This is a genomic window from Pseudonocardia oceani (genome assembly GCF_019263585.2).
Classification (GTDB): Bacteria; Actinomycetota; Actinomycetes; order Mycobacteriales; family Pseudonocardiaceae; genus Pseudonocardia; species Pseudonocardia oceani.
Window position 1 is genome coordinate 2,277,511 of record NZ_JADQDF010000001.1, and the last position, 21,774, is coordinate 2,299,284.

20 protein-coding genes are annotated in these 21,774 nt (G+C 75.3%); 8 read left to right on the forward strand and 12 right to left on the reverse strand.

Features of this window, described 5'->3' with window-relative positions; translation table 11 throughout:
• Position 1 precedes the first annotated feature (1 nt).
• Together I4I82_RS11325 and mftF are read right to left on the reverse strand one after the other, a co-directional pair.
• Complete coding sequence (locus I4I82_RS11325; protein ID WP_172157298.1) at positions 2–520, reverse strand: (2Fe-2S)-binding protein; 519 nt, start codon at positions 518–520, stop codon at positions 2–4.
• A 218-nt stretch (positions 521–738) separates the two neighbouring features.
• On the reverse strand, positions 739–2,202 hold the full coding sequence (gene mftF / locus I4I82_RS11330; RefSeq protein ID WP_218592923.1) for a mycofactocin biosynthesis glycosyltransferase MftF: 1,464 nt from the start codon (positions 2,200–2,202) through the stop codon (positions 739–741).
• Positions 2,203–2,238: 36 nt separating this feature from the next.
• On the opposite strand from mftF, the gene I4I82_RS11335 reads away from it, so the two are divergent.
• Entirely contained in the window at positions 2,239–3,372 is a 1,134-nt protein-coding gene (locus tag I4I82_RS11335; RefSeq protein WP_218592922.1) for an alkaline phosphatase family protein, read from the forward strand.
• 6 nt (positions 3,373–3,378) lie between these two features.
• On the opposite strand, the gene I4I82_RS11340 is transcribed toward I4I82_RS11335, so the two are convergent.
• From I4I82_RS11340 to mftA, 7 genes are all read right to left on the reverse strand, one after another.
• Complete coding sequence (locus I4I82_RS11340) at positions 3,379–3,870, reverse strand: dihydrofolate reductase family protein (RefSeq protein ID WP_218592921.1); 492 nt, start codon at positions 3,868–3,870, stop codon at positions 3,379–3,381.
• Between the two features lie 43 nt (positions 3,871–3,913).
• On the reverse strand, positions 3,914–4,633 hold the full coding sequence (gene mftE, locus I4I82_RS11345; RefSeq protein WP_226369993.1) for a mycofactocin biosynthesis peptidyl-dipeptidase MftE: 720 nt from the start codon (positions 4,631–4,633) through the stop codon (positions 3,914–3,916).
• Positions 4,634–4,659: 26 nt separating this feature from the next.
• A complete protein-coding gene (locus tag I4I82_RS11350; protein WP_218595686.1) occupies positions 4,660–6,555 on the reverse strand; it encodes a mycofactocin system FadH/OYE family oxidoreductase 2 in 1,896 nt (631 codons plus the stop codon).
• Positions 6,549–8,474: a mycofactocin system FadH/OYE family oxidoreductase 1 gene (locus I4I82_RS11355; RefSeq protein WP_225920574.1), complete on the reverse strand. Its 1,926-nt coding sequence runs from the start codon at positions 8,472–8,474 to the stop codon at positions 6,549–6,551. Before I4I82_RS11355 ends, I4I82_RS11350 begins: the two co-directional genes overlap by 7 nt.
• A 68-nt stretch (positions 8,475–8,542) precedes the next feature.
• Positions 8,543–9,757, reverse strand: a complete 1,215-nt coding sequence (mftC, locus tag I4I82_RS11360; protein WP_172157273.1) for a mycofactocin radical SAM maturase — start codon at positions 9,755–9,757, stop codon at positions 8,543–8,545.
• A gap of 31 nt (positions 9,758–9,788) precedes the next feature.
• Positions 9,789–10,106: a mycofactocin biosynthesis chaperone MftB gene (mftB, locus tag I4I82_RS11365; RefSeq protein ID WP_218589979.1), complete on the reverse strand. Its 318-nt coding sequence runs from the start codon at positions 10,104–10,106 to the stop codon at positions 9,789–9,791.
• 4 nt (positions 10,107–10,110) lie between these two features.
• Entirely contained in the window at positions 10,111–10,212 is a 102-nt protein-coding gene (gene mftA, locus I4I82_RS11370) for a mycofactocin precursor MftA (protein WP_141279391.1), read from the reverse strand.
• Positions 10,213–10,339: 127 nt separating this feature from the next.
• Here mftA and I4I82_RS11375 point away from each other — a divergent pair, with 127 nt between their 5' ends.
• From I4I82_RS11375 to mftM, 5 genes are all read left to right on the forward strand, one after another.
• Positions 10,340–11,416, forward strand: a complete 1,077-nt coding sequence (locus tag I4I82_RS11375; RefSeq protein WP_226369994.1) for a GNAT family N-acetyltransferase — start codon at positions 10,340–10,342, stop codon at positions 11,414–11,416.
• Positions 11,417–11,563: 147 nt separating this feature from the next.
• The gene (gene mdo, locus I4I82_RS11380) at positions 11,564–12,856 is read left to right on the forward strand and encodes an NDMA-dependent methanol dehydrogenase (protein ID WP_218593993.1); all 1,293 of its coding nucleotides are present in this window, start codon (positions 11,564–11,566) and stop codon (positions 12,854–12,856) included.
• A 75-nt stretch (positions 12,857–12,931) separates the two neighbouring features.
• Positions 12,932–14,164, forward strand: a complete 1,233-nt coding sequence (locus tag I4I82_RS11385; RefSeq protein WP_218593992.1) for an AAA family ATPase — start codon at positions 12,932–12,934, stop codon at positions 14,162–14,164.
• 67 nt (positions 14,165–14,231) lie between these two features.
• Positions 14,232–15,761 carry a VWA domain-containing protein gene (locus I4I82_RS11390; protein ID WP_218595688.1) on the forward strand — a complete coding sequence of 510 codons (1,530 nt, stop codon included), beginning with the start codon at positions 14,232–14,234 and terminating at the stop codon, positions 15,759–15,761.
• Between the two features lie 199 nt (positions 15,762–15,960).
• A complete protein-coding gene (mftM, locus tag I4I82_RS11395) occupies positions 15,961–16,704 on the forward strand; it encodes a mycofactocin oligosaccharide methyltransferase MftM (RefSeq protein ID WP_218592298.1) in 744 nt (247 codons plus the stop codon).
• A 132-nt stretch (positions 16,705–16,836) separates the two neighbouring features.
• Here the strand turns inward: mftM and I4I82_RS11400 are convergent, their stop codons facing one another.
• Entirely contained in the window at positions 16,837–17,421 is a 585-nt protein-coding gene (locus I4I82_RS11400; RefSeq protein WP_218592299.1) for a hypothetical protein, read from the reverse strand.
• Between the two features lie 108 nt (positions 17,422–17,529).
• Here I4I82_RS11400 and I4I82_RS11405 point away from each other — a divergent pair, with 108 nt between their 5' ends.
• Positions 17,530–18,714: a sensor histidine kinase gene (locus I4I82_RS11405; RefSeq protein WP_218592300.1), complete on the forward strand. Its 1,185-nt coding sequence runs from the start codon at positions 17,530–17,532 to the stop codon at positions 18,712–18,714.
• The gene (locus I4I82_RS11410; protein ID WP_218592301.1) at positions 18,711–19,355 is read left to right on the forward strand and encodes a response regulator; all 645 of its coding nucleotides are present in this window, start codon (positions 18,711–18,713) and stop codon (positions 19,353–19,355) included. Before I4I82_RS11405 ends, I4I82_RS11410 begins: the two co-directional genes overlap by 4 nt.
• 7 nt (positions 19,356–19,362) lie before the next feature.
• Here the strand turns inward: I4I82_RS11410 and I4I82_RS11415 are convergent, their stop codons facing one another.
• Both I4I82_RS11415 and I4I82_RS11420 read right to left on the reverse strand, forming a co-directional pair.
• Positions 19,363–20,352 (reverse strand): serine/threonine-protein kinase, encoded by a 990-nt coding sequence (locus tag I4I82_RS11415; RefSeq protein ID WP_218592302.1) that lies wholly within the window; start codon positions 20,350–20,352, stop codon positions 19,363–19,365.
• A gap of 61 nt (positions 20,353–20,413) precedes the next feature.
• Positions 20,414–21,757, reverse strand: a complete 1,344-nt coding sequence (locus I4I82_RS11420; RefSeq protein ID WP_218592303.1) for a serine/threonine-protein kinase — start codon at positions 21,755–21,757, stop codon at positions 20,414–20,416.
• Between the last annotated feature and the right edge of the window lie 17 nt (positions 21,758–21,774).

Sequence of the window (21,774 nt, forward strand, 5' to 3'; positions counted from 1 at the left end):
CTCAGTTGCCTCCACCGGCCACGGGGACCGGGGCGTCGGTCTGGGCGTGCGCGCCGGGCTTCATCTTCTGCGCCGCGCTCTGCACCGCCCGGACGATGTTCTGGTAGCCCGTGCAGCGGCAGAGGTTGCCCTCGATGCCCTCGCGGACCTCGTGCTCGTCGGGGTCGGGGTTGTCCCCGAGCAGGTCGATCGCCTGCATGATCATCCCCGGGGTGCAGTAACCGCACTGCAGGGCGTGCTTCTCGTTGAAGGCCTCCTGGACGGGGTGCAGCTTCCCGTCGCGGGCGATGCCCTCGATCGTGGTGACCTCGGCGCCGTCCGCCTGGACCGCGAGGACCGAGCAGGACTTCACGCTCTGCCCGTTGAGGTGGACGGTGCACGCACCGCAGTTGCTGGTGTCGCACCCCACGAGGGTGCCGGTCTTGCCGAGGCGTTCCCTCAGGTAGTGGACCAACAACGTACGGGGCTCGACGTCGTCGGCGTAGTTCACGCCGTCGACGGTGACCCGGACCTGTGCCATGTGTCTTCTCCTAGGCAACGACGTCGGTAGGTGGTGGCTGCGCACACGGGTGTGGCAGCGCCCACATCTCACCGCTGATCATCGGGGCCCGCAACAAAGCTCACCCTGGCTTGGAGCGCGCCGATCGGCGCTCGTCGGACGCCTGTCCGTACGGATCCGCTGACGCGGATCGGATCAGCCGACGACTCCGCAGGAGCGGACGGCTCACATCGACTTTATCAACCGTTCGGACCAACCCGGAGGGCTGGTCCGGAGGGTAGGAGCGGCGCCGCCGTGCGGTGCGCGGCCGCGCCCCACCACAGTCCGGCGCCGTAGGCGAGATCGTCCAGGCGGTGCGCGACCAGGTGCGTGGCGGGGTCGGGGCGCACCCGGGCGTCGCGGTCGCGGTGGCGCCACCAGTCGACGGCCCCCTCGGCCAGCGCCACGGCCAGCACCCGGCGGCGGGCCCGCCGCGACACCGCGCAGGCCACCAGGGACAGCGGCCAGTAGTGGCGCGTCACGGCGTCGGCGGTCTGGGACAGCGCCCCGAGCGCCCCGAGCCCCACCAGCCGCGCGGCCGTGACCCGGGGGCGGCGCACGTCGAGCCGGCGGGACAGGCGCTCGACCGCCACCGCGCCGACCGCACCCGCCGCGGCCAGCGCCCACGGCCGCCCGACCAGCGCCAGCCCCGCGACGGCGGCCGAGGTCGGACTGAGCACCATCGGCGGCACGGCGCCGTGGTGGCGCAGCGCGAGCGGCGCCGCGCCGGTGCCGTACTGCGCCTTGCGCCACCACCACGCCCGTAGCGTGGTGCGGTGGTCGTGCGCGACGCGGGAGCCGGGCACGTACCGCAGGCGGTGTCCGCCGGCGTGCAGGCGCAGGACGAGGTCGACGTCCTCGGCCACGTGCATCGCCTCGTCGAACCCGTCGCCCACGGCCCCGCGGCGCACCACCACCGCCGCGCTGGGCACGTACGCGACCCGGGAGCGCGGGACGACGAGCGCGGGGTCCGGCCCGAGGTCGAGCGAGGAGTGCACGGCCTCGTAGCGCCCGAGCCAGCCGACGACCGGTGCGAGGGCGACGATCCGCGGCGCGGCCAGCGCCACGGCCGGGTCGGCGAACACCGCCAGCAGCGGCGCGAGCCAGCCCGGCTCGGGCACGACGTCGGAGTCGAGGAAGGCCACCAGCGGCGTCGTCGCGGCGCGCAGCCCGGTGTTGCGCGCGGCCGAGGCGCCGCGGCTGCGCTCGTGGCGCAGCACCCGCGCCCGCGGACCCGCCGCCGCGCGGATCGCCGCGGGGTCGGCCGAGCCGTCGTCGACGACGACGAGCGCGCCGACCTCCCCCACCGCAGCCACCAGCCGCGTCAGCCCGTCGACGCGGTCCTTCACCGGCACGACGACGGTCACCGCGTCCGGACCCGGGCCCGCCGGCCCGCCGACGGGGTGGGCGATGCCGACGTCGAGCAGCCGGCGGGCGAGCGCGCGCGAGGTCGGGCCGTCGACGGTGAAGCCGCCGGGGGCCAGCAGGTCGCGCCCGGCCCGGGCGAGCCGCAGCATCCGCGGCGGCGCCCCGCCCAGCAGCACCGCCCCGTCGTCGACGCTGCGGGTGCGGCGGTCGAGCGCCACCCGCAGCCCCTCGGGGAGCACGGTGCTGGTGGGTCCCCGCTCCCCGGCGTGCTGGTGACCGGCGGGCGTTCCGTGCATGGGGGGAGCGTAGGGCGTGTCTGGCACGCTCCACCCGTGTTCCCGCTCCCGCTCTACGGCCACCGCTCCCTCGCCGAGGTGCTGCCCGCGCTGCTGCGCGCTCTGGGCCTGCCGGAACCCGCGTCCGACCTCGTCGTGGAGCCGGCGCGGGCCGCGGCCCTGCTCCTGATCGACGGGCTGGGCCGGGAGCTGCTCGACGCGCACGCCGCCGACGCCCCGTACCTGTCGTCGATGGCCGACGCCGGCCCGGTGACGGTCGGCTTCCCGTCCAGCACGTCCATCTCGCTGACGTCGGTCGGCACCGGGCTGCCGCCGGGCGCGCACGGCGTCCTGGGCATCTCCTTCCGGGTGGCGGGCGAGCTGCTCGACTCCCTGAAGTGGACCTCCCACGGCGCCGGCGAGGCCGTCGACCTGCGCGAGTCGCTGGTGCCCGAGCAGGTGCAGCCCTCGCCGACGGCGTTCGAGCGGGCGGAGGCGGCCGGGATCGGTGTCACCGTGGTGTCGCAGCGGGTGTTCCGCGGGTCGGGGCTGACCCGCGCGGCGCTGCGCGGCGGCCGGTTCCGCGGCACGCACGCGCTGGGCGACCTGGCCGCCGAGGTGCTCGCCGCGCTCGCCGGTCCGGGGCGGCGGCTCTGCTACGGCTACCACGCCGATCTCGACGCGATGGGGCACCTGCACGGCCCCGGCAGTCTCGCCTGGCGGATGCAGCTCGCCCAGGTCGACCGCCTCGTGCAGCGGATCGCCGAGGACCTCCCGCCCGGCGCGGTGCTGGCGGTGACCGGTGACCACGGGATGGTGGCCGTCGACCGCATCCACGACGCCGACACCGATGACGCCCTGCGCCAGGGCGTCCTGCTGCTGGGCGGCGACGCCCGCGCCCGCCACGTCTACGCCCGCCCCGGCGCCGCCGACGAGGTGCTGGCCGCGTGGCGCGCCGTGCTGCGTGACGACGCGTGGGTGGTGCCGGGCGAGCAGGCCGTCGCCGACGGCTGGTTCGGGCCGGTCGCCCCGGCGATGCGCGGGCGGGTCGGCGACGTCGTGGTCGCCGCGCGCGGCACGGCCGCCGTCGTCCGGTCCGAGGCCGAGCCGCTGATCTCCCGGATGCCGGGGCAGCACGGCTCGCTGACCACGGCCGAGCAGCTGGTGCCGCTGCTGCTGAGCCGGTCGTAGGGGCCCTCAGGTCGTGACCCGGTAGCGCAGGTGCGTCACCGCCGGGGAGACGACGACCTCCTCCTGCTCCAGCACGAGCCCGTCGAGGCCGTCGAACAGCCGCTCCCCCGCCGCCTCCCGCGCCCAATCCAGCGCCGCCCTGATCCCGTCGGTGACGAAGTGGAACGTCGTGCCGCCCGCCATCTCCAGCGGCTCCCGCGCACGGTGGGCCAGGACGAACACCGGCGCGTGGAAGGGCGGGTCCTCGCCCCACCAGCCCGTCCACGACGGGTCCCACGGCCCACGGTCGGGGCCGAACATGTTGCGCCCCATGACGAACGCGCCCACCCCGGTGAGCGACTCCTCGACGATGCGGGCGTCGGACTCCGGGCCGTCGGGCACGAACATCCACTCGTGCAGGCGCTCCCCGCCCCGGCCGAGGGGGTCCTCCGGGCTCTGGTCGGGCCCGGCGACGTAGCCGTCGAGGGAGACGGCGAGGTGGCTGCTCACGATGCTCATGCCGGGACGGACCGCCGTCCCGGCCGGAACTCGTCGGACCGCGTCAGCCCAGGCGGCCGCGGTCGTCGGGGAGCCAGCGGTCGAGGCGCTCGCGCAGCTGCCCGACCATCTCCTCCAGCAGCTCCTCGCCCTCCCGGGCCGTGGCGCCGCGCGGGTCGCCCAGGACGCCGTTGGCGCTGGCCGCGGCCACCCCGCCGCGGACCAGGGTGGGCAGCAGGTCGCGCAGCGGCGCGGTGTTGCCCGGCTCCAGCGCCTCCCGCCGCACCACCGACGGGTCCAGGGCCAGCAGGATCGCGGTCTCGGTGCGTCCGGCGTGGGCGTCGCCGCGGGGCACCGCGCAGCCGAACCAGGCCACCTCGCGCCCCTCGTGGCGCAACTGCGCGACGGCGTCGGGCACGGTCGGGAGGTTGCCGCCGTGGCCGTTGACGAACACCAGCTTCGCCGCCCACCGCGCCGCGCTGCGCCCCAGCTCCACCAGCACCGCGCGCAGGGCCTCGTGCCCGATCGACAGCGTGCCCGCGAAGCCCTCGTGCTCCCCGGACGCCCCGTAGGCCAGCGGCGGCGCGACCAGCAGCGTCGGGTCGCCCTCGGCCGCGCGGCGGGCGACGGCCGCGGCGATGCGGGCGTCGGTGTCCAGCGGCAGGTGCGGGCCGTGCTGCTCCAGCGACCCGACGGGGACCAGCACCGTCCGCGGTTCGTCGAGGTCGGTCCAGGTGCGCTCGCCCAGCCGCAGCGCACCGCTGCTCACCGGTCCGCTGCTCACCGGTCCGCTGCTCACCGGTCCGCTGCTCACAGGCCCACCGCCACGCGGTCGCCCTCGACGACGGCGGCGTGCGCGCGGCGTGGGGCCAGGCAGTCGCCGACGCGGTGCACCGGGCGCGGCCCGTCGCGCAGCGCGCTCCACAGGGCGTCGTCCGGCTCGGGCGGCACGACCGCGACGACGAGGTCGTAGCGCCGCCGCTCCTCGGTGCCGGTGGTGTGGTGCAGCACCGTCACCTCCAGCGGCGCGGCCGGCCCGGGCCCGGGCGCGACCCCGGTGACGACCCGGTCGGTCGTCAGCACGATGCCCGCCGCGTGCGCGCGCCGGTGGAACAGCTCCGCGTCCAGCGTCGTCCCGAGGTCCTGAGCGACCACCAGCCCCGGCGTCATGAGCTCCACACCACTTCCCCCCGCCGCCAGCCACTCCGCCGCGGCGGGTGCCTGGTGGAAGCCCAGCTCGTCGTACACGAGCGCGTTCCGCACGGGTGCCACCCTCCCCGACAGCACGTCCCGCACGTCCACCACCCCGGGCACCGGCCACCGCCGGGCCGGCCGCGCACCCGTCGCCAGCACGACGACGTCCGGCGCCAGGGCCTCCACCAGCGCCGCGTCGACCTCCACGCCCGTCCGCACCTCGACGCCCGCCGCGCGGCACTGGCCGAGCAGGTCGCGCACGACGTTCCCGAACTCGGCCCGCCCGGGCGCGGCGGCGGCGAACCACACGGCCCCGCCGGTCGTGGCCTCGCGCTCGCACAGGACGACGCGGTGCCCGCGGGCCGCGGCGGTGGCGGCCGCGCGCAGCCCGCCCGGCCCACCGCCGACGACCAGCACCCGCTTCGGCACGCCGGGCGCGGGCAGCGGCACGGACTCGCGGCCCGCGCGCGGGTTGACGACGCAGCCCAGCCACCGGTTGCGCCCCACCCGCCCGACGCACTCCTGGTTGCACCCCACGCACGCCCGCACCGGCGCGGAGCCGAACGCGGGCTCGGCGATCTGCCCGCGGACGACGCCCACGAGGTCGCAGCGCCCGGACTCCAGAGCGGTCCCGGCCTGTTCGGGCGTGGTGAAACGCCCGATCCCGATCACCGGCACGTCCACGGCGCGCTTCAGCGCCTCCGGGATCGACAGCGCGTAGCCCGGCGCGAACCGCAGCGACGCCTCGACCAGGTACAGCGTGGAGGTGGCCACGCCGATCGCCGTGCCCAGGAGGTCCACGCGCCCGGCGAGCGCGCGGGCGGTGGCGACGGCGTCGTCGATCCCGATGCCGTGCGGGACGCCCTCGTCGCCGCACAGCCGCACGCCGAGCACGCGGTCCGGCCCGATCGCGTCGCGCACGGCGTCGACGACCTCGAGCAGGAAGCGGTCGCGGTCGCGCCCGTAGGCGTCGGTGCGGCGGTTGGTGAGCGGGGAGAGGAACTGCCGCACGAGCGACGAGTGGGCGCCCTGGATCTCGACGCCGTCGAAGCCGCCCGCGACGCACCGGGCCGCGGTGGCGGCGTAGCCGTCGACGATCCGGGCGATGCCCGCGACGTCGAGCTCGACCGGGACCTCGCGGAACAACGGGTCGGGCACCGGCGACGGCGCGAGCACGGGACGGCGGCTGTGCATCCCGCTGGACTGCCCGCCGTTGTGCGTGAGCTGCGCGAGCACCGCCGCGCCCTCGGCGTGCACGGCGGCGGTGAGCGCGCGGTAGCCGGGCAGGGCGTCGTCGCGGGGCTCGATGAGCTTCTCGTAGGGCCGGTCGCGCGGGTCGACGCCGTGCTCCTCGGTGATCACCAGACCGGCGCCGCCCGCGGCCCGCGCGGCGTAGTAGGCGGTGTGCTGCGGCGTCGGGAGGCCGTCGACGGCGTAGTTCGTCAGGTGGGCGGGGAACACGAGGCGGTTGCGCAGCACCAGGGGCCCCACCTGCAGCGGCTCGTTCAGCACGGTCGCCCGGCCACGGCCTCGTACGCCGCCCGGCGGCCCTCCAGCACGGCCTCGTGGACCGTCCGCGGCGCCACGCAGTCCCCGGCCCGCGGCAGGTCGGGCCGGGCACGCCACAGCGCGTCGTCGGGGAGGCGGTGGCCGCAGTCGACCACCGCGGCGCAGGCGAGGTCCCATCGCTCCCCCGTCCACACGTGCTCGAGCTCCGCCCGCCCCCCGGCGACGCCGACGAGCCGGGCGTACCGCTCACGGGCCACGCCGGCGCGGTCGAGGCGGGCGTTCGCGGGGGCCAGGTCGCCGGTGAGCGCGAGCTGGGTGCCCGCGACGGGGTCGGGCGTCACGAGCGCGACCGCCCGGCCCGCCGCCGCGAGCTGCTCCGCGACCCCGACGCCCGTCCAGTCCCCGACCGGGTCGTGGACGACGACGGGCCCCGGCGGCAGCGGGGGCCCGCCGGCGAGCACGGCCGCCTCGAACTCCGCTGCGGCGAGCACCGGCACCTCGGCGGGGTAGGCCCGCGGCGCGGGCCGGGAGCCGGTGGCCAGCACGACCGGGCCGACGAGATCGCCCGGGGCGGCCGTCACGCCGGTCTCGACGCGCACCCCGAGCCGGGCCAGCTCGCGCTCCCACCAGGGCACGAGCACCCCCATCCGTGCCCGCCCGGCGACGGCGGCCGCGAACCGCAGCGCCCCGCCGAGCACCGGCTCCCGCTCGACGAGCCGCACCCGGTGCCCGGCCAGCGCGAGGACGCGCGCCGCCTCCAGCCCCGCCGGACCGCCCCCTACGACGAGCACGTCGCGCGGCGGCCCGGGCGGCGCGGGCACCGGCTCGGTCTCGTGGCCGGCGTCGGGCTCGGCGTCGTCGGACACGACCGGGTTGCGCGGGTCGCGCACGGCGGTGCGCCGGTTGGACAGCGTCGAGTGCCGGATCCGCTCCGGCCTCCCGGCCCGGACGTGCGCGACCAGGTCGGGGTCGGCGATCTGGGCGCGCGTCATCTCGACGAGGTCGCACAGCCCGTCGTCGAGGGCGGCCTGCGCCATCGCCGGGTCGACCACCGACCCCTGCAGCACCACCCTTTGCTCTGCACACCCATACGCACCGGGCGAGCCGGTGCGTATGCGTGCGCAGAGCAAAGTGTTGAAGCCGGGCGGGGTGTGCAGGTCCGGGCGGGTGGCGCCGACCGAGAGCCCGCTGCCCCGCACCGGCACGACGTAGTCGACAGGCGGGAGAGCGGCCAGGGTGTCCGTGGCCGAGTCCGGCGTGATGCCGGCCCACGGCGCGAGCTCGTCGCAGCACAGGCGCAGGCCCAGCACGGGCCCGTCGCCGAGGGCGGCCCGCACGGCGGTGAGCACCTCGCGCAGCAGCCGCGCGCGGTCGCGGCCGTGGGCGTCGGTGCGGTGGTTGGTGAGCCCGGAGAGGAACTGCCGCAGCAGCGAGTGCTGCCCGGCACCGATCTCGACGCCGTCGCAGCCGGCGTCGACGGCGAGCGCGGCGGCCGCGGCGAACCCGTACACCAGCGCCTCGATCTCGGGCTCCTCCATCGCCGTCGGCACCTCGCGCGAGGAGACGTCGGCGACGCGCGAGGGGGCCCACAGGGCGCGCTGCCCGTACGCCGACGAGCCCTGCGCACCCGCGTGGCCGAGCCCGGCGAGCACGAGCGCTCCGTGCGGGCGGCTGGCGCCGGCGACCGCGCGCCAGCCGTCGGCGCAGTCGGCCGCGAGCGGGGCGCGTTCGTAGGGGTGGTCGGAGTCGTGCACCGACGCCACCTCGGTGACCACCACGCCCGCACCGCCGGCGGCCCGCCGGGCGTAGTACGCGACGTGCCGCGGCGACAGCGAGCGCCGGTGCCCGAGGTTGGTGACGTGCGGGCCGAACAGCACCCGCGACGGGGCGGTGCACCCGCCCAGCACCACGGTCCCGGCCAACGAGCGAACGGCACTCCCACCCAGCGCTGCTGGGTGGGAGTGCCGTTCGTCGCGGGAGGTCGGGCCGCTCAGGCTCGTGCCGACGCCTGGGTCAGCGCCGCGGGCGCCGCGAGCGGGCTCGGGTCGCACGACTTGTCGGGACGGCCCATGCCGATCTGCAGCATCACCGGGGCCTTCGGCGTGCGGGAGTTCCGCGGGGCCGAGCGCGAGTGGTCGACGTCGGACTTCGGGATCTCGACCCCGTCGCGCGCCGCGAGCGCCTGCTCGCCGAACCCGCGGACGCACTCCGGGTCGGGCCCGTCGAGCGGGAGGCCGGTGAAGAACTTGGCCGCCATGCACCCGCCCTGGCACGAGTCGTAGTGCATGCAGGAGGCGCAGGCGCCACCGGTCTGCGGCTGGCGCAGCTCGGTGAACAGCTCCGAGTTCTCCCAGATCTCCTGGAAGCCGCCGGGCGAGCGCAGGTTGCCGGCGAGGAAGTTCTCGTGGATCGCGAACGGGCAGGCGTAGACGTCGCCGACCGGGTCGATCAGGCAGACCACGCGCCCGGCGCCGCACAGGTTGAGCCCGGGCAGGGCCTCGCCGAACGCGGAGAGGTGGAAGAACGAGTCGCCGGTGAGCACCGAGTCGCCCTTGGCCACGAGCCAGTCGTACATCTGCTTCTGCTGCGAGGGCAGCGGGTGCAACTCGTCCCACACGTCGGCGCCGCGGCCCGACGGGCGCAGCCGCGTGATGCGGAGCTGGGCGTTGTACTTGTCGGCGATCGACTTGAACTCGTCGAGCTGGTCGACGTTCTGGCGCGTCATGACCACGGAGATCTTCGGCTGGCCGAACCCGGCCTCGGCGAGGTTCTCCAGCGCGCGGATCGCGGTGTCGTACGAGCCGGGGCCGCGGACGTGGTCGTTGACCTCGGCGGTGGCGCCGTCGAGCGAGATCTGCACGTCGACGTAGTCGGTGCGGGCGAGCTGCTGCGACCGCTGCTTGTCGAGCTTGATCCCGTTGGTCGAGAACTTGACGCCGACGTTGTGGTCGATCGAGTAGTCGAGCAGCTCCCAGAAGTCGGGACGGACCGTGGGCTCGCCGCCACCGATGTTGATGTAGAAGACCTGCATCTTCTGCAGCTCGTCGATGACGCCCTTGGCCTCGGCGGTGGTCAGCTCGCGGGGGTCGCGGCGGCCCGAGGACGACAGGCAGTGCACGCAGGCGAGGTTGCAGGCGTAGGTGAGCTCCCAGGTCAGGCAGATCGGGGAGTTCAGGCCGTACTGGAAGTGGTCGACCAGCTTCACAGGAGCTCCGCTCTTCGAGGGTTGTGGACCCTCAGGTGGTGGGGCGGGGTTCGATCGTGCCGCTGGCGGCCAGGCCGGCGAGCGCACGGAGGTAGGCGGGACGCTGCGACTCCTCGACGCCCGCTGCCTCGATGGCGGCGTGCACGTCGGGGTGCTGCTCCAGGCCGCGGACGACCTCGACGAGCGGCAGCGTCTTCAGGAACGACAGCTTGCGCGTCCCGAAGTGGTAGACGAGCGCACCGAAGGGCTCGGGGCGCAGCGCCACGCTCGGGCTGCAGCGGAACGGCTGCGAGGGGTCGAACGCCGGGTCCGCGGCCTGCGCGGACCCGGCGTCGGATGCAGCCGCCACGGTGCTAGTAGACACCGCACATGCCGTCGATCGAGACCTCTTCGACGAGGGTCTCCTCGACCACGGGCTCCTCGGGGGCGGACTGGGCGTCGGGTGCGGGGGCCATGGGCGGCTCCTGTCGTCGAGCGATGCGGACGCCCACGACGCTAAGTGGCACCGGGTGCCAAAGACAAGACCCGCCCGCCGATCGACCACCTCCGCCCCTCCGATCGGAGGGGCGGAGGATCGCTCCCGTGACCGACGTCCTGCTGCACCTCGCCACCACCGCCGAATGGCGCACGCACCTCGGGCGCGGGGAGGTCCGCCCGTCCGTCGCGGAGTTCGTGCACCTGTCCGGGCCCGACCAGGTCGCCCTCCCCGCGCAGCGGCTGTTCGCCGGACGAGCCGACGTGAACCTGCTCGTGCTCGACCCGGCGCGGATCGGCGTCGAGGTCCGGTACGAGCCCGGCCTGCCCACCGACCCCGCCTCGATGCTGTTCCCGCACGCCTACGGCCCGGTGCCCACCTCGGCCGTACTGGCCGTGCTGCCCTACCGGCCGGAGTTCGCGGCGCCGGTGCTTCCCGCGCTCGACACCGCCGGGCGCGCCCTCGCGGTGCTCACGTCGGTGCTGCGCCGGACGGCCACCGCGGAGGAGCCGGTGACGGGAGGGGTGGCGGTGCGGACGTCGTCGGTGCCCCGGTCCAACCAGCACAACCAGGTCCTCGTGGACGGTACGGCCGACGCCGCGGCGGTCGCCGATGACGCCGCCCGGGTCCTGCACGACCGGCCCCGACCTGCGGCGCTGCTGGCCGGCGACCACCTGGAGGGCACGGCGAGCGCGCTGGCCGCGGCCGGGCACGCCGTCGACGCGCTGACCGTCATGGCCGCGCCGGCGGGCGGTCACCGCTCCCCGGGCGTCCGCACCGTCGAGCCCGGCGCGCTGCGCCCGTTCCGTGACGCCGCCTGGCGCCGCGGGGTCCCCGACGTCGACGAGGAGTCCCTGGCCCAGCTCTCCGACCGCTGGCTGCGCGAGGCCGAGGTGGTCGACCTGCGGTGCCTGGCGGTCGAGCACGACGGCGCCGTCGTGGCCGCGGCGGTGCTCAAGGTCGACGGGGCGACGGCCGTGCTCGACGCCGTCGAGACCGACCCCGCGCACCGCCGACGCGGCCACGGCGACGCACTGGTGGCCGAGGCGCTGGCGCAGGCCGGCGACGCGGGCTGCGACCTCGTCGTGCTCGAGGCCGACGCCGTCGGCCGGCCCCGCCACTGGTACGCGCGCCGGGGCTTCCGCGTGGTCGCCCGCGCGTGGCAGGCCACCTTGTCGCAATAGAATGGCAACTGCGGGAACGGGGTCACAGGAGGGGGTCAGCTACCCGATCAGACGGGCTACCCCCGTCCCTCCTCATGGTTTTCCTGTGCCCCGGGCCACACGGGTCCTAGCGTCGCGGCGACACACCCGCACGCAGAAAGGGCTGCCATGCAGGTCGAAGAGATGCTCCCGCAGTTCCCGATCAAGGAGTTCCACCCGTTCCCGCGGGCGCTCATGGGTCCGGGAGCGCACGAGCTGATCGGTCCGGAGGCCCTCAAGCTGGGCTTCAAGAAGACGCTGGTGATGACGTCGGGCCTGCGCGGCTCCGACATCGTCCACAAGATCGTCGAGTCGATGAAGTACCACGGCCTCGAGGTCGTCGTGTACGACAAGGTCGAGTCGAACCCCAAGGACTACAACGTCATGGACGCTGTGGGCCTCTACCAGCAGAACAACTGCGACAGCTTCGTCTCCATCGGCGGCGGCTCCTCGCACGACGCGTGCAAGGGCGCGCGCGTCTCCGTCGCGCACGACGGCCGCAACGTCAACGAGTTCGAGGGCTTCAACAAGTCCGAGAACCCGAAGAACCCGCCGCACATCGCGGTGTCGACCACGGCCGGCACCGGTTCCGAGACCTCGTGGGCCTACGTCATCACCGACACCACGACGGACCCGGACAACCCCCACAAGTACGTGGCGTTCGACGACGCGTCGGTCACGACACTGGCGATCGACGACCCGGTCCTCTACTACTCCTGCCCGGTCGACTACACCGCGCAGTGCGGGTTCGACGTGCTCGCGCACGCCTCGGAGCCCTACGTCTCGCGCATCAACTTCGACCCGTCGCTGGGCAACGCGCTGCACGCCATCAAGCTCACCGCGCGCAGCCTGCGCGAGGCCGTGTGGAACCCGCAGTCCTACGCGGGCCGCGAGGGCATGATGAACGCGCAGTACATCGCGGCGCAGGCGTTCAACTCCGGCGGCCTGGGCATCATCCACTCGATCAGCCACGCGGTGTCGGCGTTCTACGACACCCACCACGGCCTGAACAACGCCGTCGCGCTCCCGCGCGTGTGGGCGTTCAACATGCCGGTGCACTACAAGCGCTTCGCCGACATCGCCTCGGCCATGGGCGTCGACACCCACGGCATGACCGACGTGCAGGCCGCCGAGGCCGCGCTCGCCGCGTCCATCCGGCTGCTGCGCGACGTGGGCATCCCGGAGCGCTTCGTCGACGTCAAGCAGGACTCGTACTCCAAGAACCGCCTGGGCCAGGGCCCGACCAAGTTCTACGAGAACGAGTCGATCATCAAGGGTGACGCGGCGGACGTCGACCGCATCACGAACCACGTCCTCGGCGACGCCTGCACCCCGGGCAACCCGAAGGAGTGCACCTTCGAGACGGTGCGCCCCGTGGTCGACCACTGCATGAACGGCGATCTGGACGACCTGCTCACCTGATACATCCCGCTTACAGTCATCAGGGGCGCCGGCCGTGGCCGGCGCCCCTGACGCGAGTCACGATCGGAGCAGCGCGTGTTCGAGTCCGGCACTGGACAGTTCGATTCCGTCGACGAGGTCGTCGACGCCCTGGGCGAGCAGGGCTACATCGCCGACAGCCGCCTCGCCACCACCGTGTTCCTGGTCAACCGACTCGACAAGCCGCTGCTGATCGAGGGCCCGGCCGGCGTCGGCAAGACGGAGCTGGCCAAGGCGCTCGCGAAGGCCACGGGCCGGCGCCTGCTGCGCCTGCAGTGCTACGAGGGCCAGGACGAGACCAAGGCCCTCTACGAGTGGGACTACGGCAAGCAGCTGCTCTACACCCAGATCCTGCGCGAGAAGATCGGCCAGGTCGTCGCCGACGCGCCCACGCTGGAGGACGCCGTCGACCGCATCGGTGCCCAGGAAAGCGTGTTCTTCTCCGAACGCTTCCTCGCCTCGCGCCCGCTGCTGGAGGCCATCCGCTCCGACGAGCCGGTCGTCCTGCTGATCGACGAGGTCGACCGCGCGGACGAGGCGCTCGAGGCGGTGCTGCTGGAGACGCTGGCCGAGTACCAGGTCTCCGTGCCCGAGGTCGGCACGTTCACCACCAAGACCCCGCCCTACGTGGTCCTGACCAGCAACAACACCCGCGACCTGTCGGCTGCGCTCAAGCGCCGCTGCCTGCACCTGTTCCTGGACTACCCCACCGCCGAGCGCGAGCTGGAGATCGTCCGGAGCAAGAAGACCGGGCTGCCGGACGCGCTCGCCGAGCAGCTCGTCGGCATCGTGCGCGGGCTGCGGCAGCTGGAGCTGCGCAAGTCGCCCTCGATCTCGGAGACGATCGACTGGGCCCGCACGCTCGCCGTGCTGGGCGTCGAGGAGCTCAACGCGACGATCCTGTCCGACACCGTGTCCGTCGTCGTCAAGTACGACAAGGACGTCCGCAAGGCGATCGGCGCGCTGCCCACCCTCGTCGACCCGAACGCCACCGTCCCCGAGAAGGGCCACGGACACGGTCACGGGCACGGCCACGGCCACGACGACCAGGACCCGCCCGCGCCGGCGTCACGGCAGTCGTCCCCCCGCGACGACGACGACGACGAGGACGACGACGGGGGCCGCGCCGTGCGAGCGGCCAAGGACACCCCCGGCCGCTTCGGCAACACCTACGGCAGCAACCCCCTCGGGGGCGACACCGGCGCGAAGCCGATCACCCCGCCGAAGGTGCCCGCCGAGCGGGGCACCCGCAGCTTCGGTGCGGGCCTGGGTCGGAAGCGGGCGCTGTGACCACCCCCGTGAGCGGCGACCGTGCCCAGGGGCACGGTTGCCGCTCACGAGCACCGGAGGTGCACTGATGGAGAACGCGCTGCACCGCTTCGTCCGGCTCCTGCGGCTGCGGGGGATGCGCATCTCGATCCCCGAGGCCCTCGACGCGATGGCCTGCGCCTCGCAGCCCGGGATGATGGGCGACAAGGAGCAGCTCCGGGCCGCCCTGCGCGTCGCCCTGGTCAAGGACCGGCGCGACGAGGAGGTCTTCGACGACATCTTCGACCGCTTCTTCGCGCTGGTGAAGGTCGGTGACGACGCCACCGGGCACGGCCACGGGCACGGGCACGGCGACCTGTCCGACACCGGCGAGCTGGAGTCGTTCACGCTGTCGGAGGAGCCGAGCAACACCCCCGAGCAGGGCCACGAGCACGGCAAGCCGGCCGACATCCGCGACTACTTCGACCCCGACGACCTGGCGCAGCAGTACAACCTGCACCAGGAGGCCAACAAGATCGACATGGCCGCGATGACGGACGAGATCGTGCTGTCCAAGGACAGCCAGGGCATCGACGGCGAGGGCCAGCGCGTCCAGATCGAGACCGACAGCCTGCACAACGCCGGCATGCCCGGCGACATCTCCCAGCAGCAGGGCACGAAGGTCGACGCCGACCTGTCGGTGGCCCAGCAGGAGATGCTGCTGGGCTGGCTGAACGCGACCGACGGCGAGTCGCAGGACGGCACCGAGGACGACGCCGCGGCCCTGCGCCGTCGCATGACCGGCGTGCTCGCCGGGCTCCCCGAGGCGCTCAAGAAGCACCTCGAGGCGCTGATGGCGCTGGAGAACAAGGTCGTCGAGGGGGCCGAGGCGGAGAAGGTCCGCGAGGTCGACCGCGTCGGCGAGCACGAGCGGATGGAGCTCGAGGAGTCGATCCGCCGGCTCGCGCACACGCTGCACGGCGGGCTGACGCACAAGCGCAAGGTCTCCAGCCGCGGGCGCATCGACTCCGGCCGCACGATGCGCCGCAACATGCGCTTCGACGGCATCCCGTTCTCCCCGATCACGGTCACGCGCTCGGAGGACAAGCCACGACTGGTGATCCTGGCCGACGTGTCGCTGTCGGTGCGGGCCACCGCGCGGTTCACCCTGCACCTGGTGCACGGGCTGCAGAACCTGTTCGGCCAGGTGCGGGCGTTCGCGTTCGTGGCCGACATGGTGGAGGTCACCGACCTGTTCGAGGACCACCCCGTCGAGCAGGCCCTGGGCCTGATCTTCGGCGGCGACGTCCTCGACGTGGACGCCAACTCCGACTACGGCAAGGCCTTCGGCACGTTCCAGGAGGAGTACGCCTCGGCGGTCAACCGGCGCTCCACCGTGATCGTGCTGGGCGACGGGCGCGGCAACGGCAACGACCCCAACACAGAGGCGTTCGCCGAGATCACCCGCCGCGCGCGGGAGACGATCTGGCTCACCCCCGAGCCCCGCTACTCCTGGGGCCTCGGCGCGTGCGACCTGCCCGAGTACGCCGAGTACTGCTCGCGGGTGCGCGTGGTGCGCGACCTCTCGGGCCTGGAGACCGCCGCCCACGAGATGGCCGCGGAGCTCGTGGGCCGTTGACGCAGCGGCCCCGTCCGCACACCGCGCGGGCGGGGCGGAGGCGGGGCGCGGGTGGGGCCGGGCGCGGGTGGGGCCGGGCGCGGGTGGGGCCGGGGCGCGGGCCGCGATCACAGGCAGAAGGTCGCCCGAGGCAGCCCGTCCCGACGGCCTGACCGTTCCGGCAGGTGCTCCGGCCCGCCCCCGCGCCTAGGCTCGGGAGATGACCACCGCGACCGCGCCCCGGCTCACGATGGGCGCCGACGGCCGGCTCCGGCACCGCATCGGCCCGGGCGAGATCAGCAACGACCTCGCCGGCTGGATCGCCGACGACCTCGTCGCGCCCGGCCACATCGAGGCCACCGCGTTCGAGCGCACGTTCGTCTCGGTGGTCGCGTCGGTCGACCCCGGCTGGACCGCGTTCTACCGCAACACCCTCGACGAGCTGGGCCGCGGCGGCGCCCCCGGCGGCACGAACGCGGGGATGGCGCCCGTGCACGACCGCGCCGTCGAGCTGGCCGTCGGGTCGGTCGTGGAGCTCGGCTGCTGCTTCGGGTTCCTGTCGCTGCAGCTCGTCGCGGCCGGCCACGAGGTCACGGCCGTCGACCTCTCGGCGGGCACGGTCCGCCTGCTCTCCCGGGTCGCGCCCGCGCTCGGCCTCCCGCTGCACACCCTCACCGGCGACGCCACCGCCGTGCCGATGGCCGACGGCGCCGCCGACACCGTGTTCGCCGTGCACCTGCTGGAGCACCTGCCACCCGCGCTCGCCCCGGTGGTCGTCGGCGAGATGCTGCGCCTGGCGCGGGAGCGGGTGGTCGTCGCCGTGCCCTACGAGGACGAGCCCAACGCGGCCTGGGGCCACGTCCGCACCTTCGACGCCGCGGCGCTCGACGCGCTCGGCGCCGCCACCGGGCGGCCCTACCGGATCGAGGACCACCACGGCGGTTGGCTCGTCGTCGACGTCTGATCAGACCGCACCGCGCCCCGGTGCAGGCGGTGCGCGAGCGGCGAGGGCGCCGTGAACAGCCAGACGTCCGACGCGAGCGTTCCCCGGATCGCGACGCCGTGCAGGACGTCGAGGGCGGGGACCCGCGTCCGCTCAGCCACGGACCGGTTCCCGCGGCGGCGCGAGCGTGGCCCACAGCGGGCCGACGCCGAACCAGATGACGACGACGGGCACCAGCCGTGCGCCCCAGCTCCACATGGGGTCGGTCGTCCACGCCACCGGCTCGGGTACCGCGGTGCCCGCCACCAGCGCCGTCAGCCCCATGACGGCCAACGCGACGCCCCAGCCGAGCGCGAGCTTCCCCCACTCGACCCACTCGTGGCGCACCTTCGTGATCCCGTACCGCGGGGCGCCCGGTGGGGGCGGCCCGTCGGCGAAGCGGTGGGCGAACCGGCCGTCGGCCCAGCGGATCACCGAGTGCCCGAACGCCACTGTGAACCCGAGGTAGACCGCGGCCAGCCCGTGCGTCGCGCCCGGTGGGGAGCCGCCCGCCACGTCCAGCAGCGACGCCGGGACGAGCACGACGTCGAGCACCGGCACCGACACCAGCAGCACCGTGCTCAGCCGCCGGGCCCGCAGCACGTACCGCGTGGCGAGCCCGGCGAGCAGGAGCACCCAGAACAGGACCTCGCACGCGCCGATCAGGAGCACGAGGGGTTGCGTCAGCATCTCGGCCATGCCGCGAGCGTGCCGCGTCGCGGCGCCGCGGTCGTCGGGCGCGAGGACGACCCGGTGTACCTCCTTCGATCGACGCACGGGCCCCGCAGCCGTGGTGGGATGAGGAGCGTGACCGCCCGCGAGAGGTTCGAGGACGTGCTGCGCGCCGTCGCGTTCCTGGTGGTGGGCGTGATCCTCTACGCCGTCCTGCCCGACGGCGTGATCCGCTGGCGCCCCGACCTGCCCGAGCCGTCGACGGCGGTCGCCCTCGGCGTGCTGGCGGTGTCGTGCTCGGGCATCGCGCTGCGCCGCGGCCACCCCGTCCTCGGGCTCCTCGTCACCGTGGTGGCCATGCTCGCGGGGCCCTTCGCCGTCGGCGTCACGCACACCGGGTCGCTGCTCGCGCTCGGCGAGGCGCTCTACAACGCCGTCCTGCACTCCACGCTCCGCGCGAGCCGCTGGGTGGCCGCGTGCACCGGCGTGCTGACGGCGCTGGTCGCGCTGCGCATCCTGCTCGTCGAGGACGCCGCGTCGGCCGTGCGCACCGTCATGAGCCTCGGGCTGCTGCTCGCGATCCCGGTCTTCTGGGGCCTGGAGGTGCGCCACCTGCACGAGCGCGCCGAGGCCGAGCACGACCGCGCCGAGCACGAGCGGCGGGTCGCCGAGCGCGACCGCACCGCCGCGGTCGCCGCCGAGCGCAACCGCATGGCCCGCGACCTGCACGACGTCATCGCCGGGCAGCTCTCCGCCATCGCGATCCAGTCGGAGGCGGCGCTGACCGTCCCCGACGCCGACCCGGACGTCCTGCGCCGCGTGCTCGCGCAGGTGCGCCAGGGCAGCGTGGCGTCGCTGGCCGAGATGCGCACGCTGATCGGGCTGCTGCGCGCGGGCCAGGACGACGAGGAGCGCACCTCCCCCGGCGGGCTGGAGCGGGTCGGGGCGCTGGCCGACGTCGGGCGCGCCACGGGCCTGACCGTCGAGGTCGACGACCGCCGCCCGCCCGGCGACCTGCCCGCCGCCGTCGACCTCGCGGCCTACCGGATCGTGCAGGAGTCGCTCACGAACGCGGCCAAGCACGCCCCCGGCTCGGCCGTGCGGGTCGTGCTGCGCCACGACGGCGACGAGCTGAACGTCGAGGTGGCCAACGACCTGGTCGACGGCGCGGCCGACGGCGGCGGAACCGGCACCGGCCTGCTCGGGCTGGCCGAGCGCGCGGCGGCGGTCGGCGGGCGGATCGACGCCGGGCCGCGCGGCCGGTCGTGGTCGGTGCGGGCGGTGCTGCCCGCCCCGTCGCCCGTCGCGGTGCCGCGGTGAGCGTCCGCGTCGTGGTCGCCGACGACCAGGCCGCGATCCGCACGGGGCTCGTGATGATCCTCGGCTCGGTGCCCGACGTGGAGGTCGTCGCGGAGGTCGGCGACGGCCTGGCCGCCGTCCGCGCCGCCACGGAGCTGCGGCCCGACCTGGTGCTCATGGACGTCCGGATGCCGGGGATCGACGGCATCGAGGCGACGCGGCGGCTCGTCACCGACGAGGTGTGCGCGGTTCTGGTGCTGACGACGTTCGACATCGACGCCTACGTCGACGACGCGCTCGCCGCCGGCGCCGCCGGGTTCCTGCTGAAGTCGGTGTCGGCCCCCCAGCTGCTCGACGCCGTGCGCGCGGTGGCGCGGGGAGACGGCGTGCTCGCGCCGGAGGTCACCCGCCGCGTGCTGGCCCGCCTCACCGCACCCGCGCGGCGCCCGGAGCCGCCCGCGGGACTGGCCGACCTGACGCCGCGCGAGACCGACGTGCTCGCGTGTCTGGGCCGCGGCCTGTCCAACGCCGGGATCGCCGACGCGCTGATGATCACCGAGGCCACCACGAAGACGCACGTGTCGCGGGTGCTGGCGAAGCTCGGCGTCCGCTCGCGGGTGCAGGCGGCGATCGCCGCGCAGGACGCGGGCCTCGTGCCCTGACCGCGTCTCAGGGCGCGGCGGGTGCGGCCGGGGTGCTGGCGGTCGCCGGGACCGGCGGCGGGGACAGCAGCGCCACGGCGCCGAAGCCGGCGGCCAGGAGCAGGGCGGCGGCGGCTGCGACCGGCAGCGCGGCGCGGCGGGCCGGGCGGCCGGGCGCGGCCGAGCGGCGGTGCCGCGCACCGCGGCGGTGGCGCGACGGCGCGGTGAGGGCGGCGGCGACCTCGGCCGCCGTCGGCCGGGTCGCCGGGTCGTCCTGCGTCATCGCGTCGAGCACGGCACCGAGCCCGTCGGGCAGGTCGGCGGGCACGGTCGGTCGCCGGTGCAGGCGCGCGGTGGCCGACTCGGCCGCCCGGCCCGGGTACTCCCGGCGCCCGGTGAGGGCCTCGAGCAGGACCAGACCCAGCGCGTAGACGTCGGCGGGCGGGCCGACGTCCTGCCCGCGGGCCTGCTCGGGGGCCAGGAACGCGGCGGTGCCGACGATCATCCCGGCCTCGGTGGAGTCCGCGCCGTCGAGCCCCTTCGCGATGCCGAAGTCGGCGAGGTGCGCGCGGCTGCCGTCGCCGAGCAGGACGTTGGCGGGCTTGACGTCCCGGTGCACGATGCCGCCCGCGTGCACGTGCGCCAGCGCGTCGGCGAGCTGCGCGCCCATGCGCCGGACCCGGTCGGCAGGCACCGGGCCGGACCCGATGCGCTGGGCGAGCGTCGGGCCCTCCACCAGGTCGGTGACCACGAAGGGCCGGCCGGACACGGTGCCGCCGTCGCGCAGGCCGACGAGACCGGGGTGGTCGAGCCGCGACAGCGCGTCCATCTCGCGCCGCTGCTGGCGGCGGTCGTCGGCGGTGGCGCCGGGGTGGAACAGCTTCACGGCGACGCGCACCCCGTCACGGAGGTCCCGGCCGCGGCGCACCACGGCCGAGGACCCGACCCCGATCACGGGACCGAGCCGGTAGCGGCCCGCGACGACCTGACCCTCGGGATCCTCGCCGCCGGTGCTCACGCCGTCCACGTTCCCCCGTTCGCGGCGTTCCATGCGTGATCGACACGCAGGGGGGCCACTCTCAGTTGCGACCCGACGCGCCGTCGCGGCCGTGTCCCTGGCCGCGCGACCCGCCGCTGCCGCTGCTGTCGTCGGCGCTGCCGCTGTCGCTGTCGCTGTCGTCGTCGGCGCCGCCGCTGCCGTCGTCGCGGGCCCGGTCGTCGCTGCCGGCGCGTTCCCGGCCGCTGTCGTCGGCCCGCTCCTCGTCGTCCCGCTCCTCGTCGTCCCGGTCCTCGTCGTCCCGGTCCTCGTCGGCCCCGTCGTCGCCGCTCCGCTCCTCGGCCGTACCACCGGTGCCGCTGTCCCGGACCGCCACCGGTGACGCACCCCCGGTGGCGGGCGCGGTCGTGCCGGCCACCGGGGAGGCGACGACCGGCTCGGGCACGGTCACGGCCGGCGCGCTCAGCTCGGGCGTCGCGACCAGCGGCGCGGCCGCGGGCGGGGGCGCCGGTGCCGCCCCGGTCAGCAGCACCGCGACCAGCGTCGCCGCGGCCGCGCCGAGCGCCCCGGCCAGGAAGGCCCACGGACGCCGCACCGCCGCCACCGGCGCCGTCTCGACGGCCGGGTCGGCGCCGAGCAGCGCGGCGACCGCCGCAGCGGTCAGGCGGCGGGCGGGGTCGGCGGTCGTCATCGAGCGGAGCGCGCGGGCGAGTGGTCGGGGCAGGTCGCGCGGCACGTCCGGCGGGCGGTGCAGGCGGGCGGTGGCCGACTCGACCGACCCGCCCGGGTACTCGCGGCGACCCTTCAGCGCTTCGAGCAGGACCAGGCCCAGCGCGTAGACGTCGGCGGCACCGGTGACCTCGTGCCCGCGCACCTGCTCGGGCGCCAGGTACGCGGCGGTGCCCAGCACGGCGCCGGACTGCGTCATCGTGGTGGCGTCGAGCGCGCGGGAGATGCCGAAGTCGGTGAGGCGCGGCGTGCCGTCGGCCTCGAGGAGAACGTTGGCCGGCTTGATGTCCCGGTGCACGATCCCGGCGGCGTGCACGGCGGCCAGCGCCGCGGCCATCCGCGCGCCGAGCGCGACGACCGCGTCGATGTCCAGCGGCCCGTCGAGGGCGATGCGCTCGGCGAGCGACGGCCCGTCGACGAGGTCGAGCACGAGGTAGGGCGTGCCGGCGTCGACGCCGCCGTCGTGCAGGGCCACCAGCCCGGTGTGCCGGACGCGCGTGAGGGCGTCCATCTCCCGGCGGTGCCGCCGCGGGTCGTGCACCTCGGCGCTCGCGTGCAGCACCTTCAGCGCGACGACGGCACGGCGCTCGCGGTCCCACGCGCGGTGCACGACCGCCGACCCCCCGGTCCCGACGACGGGGCCGAGCTCGTAGCGGTCGGCGATCACGCCCGGGGAGGACGACAGCGGGCCGGTCACCCGTCGATGGTGTCGGA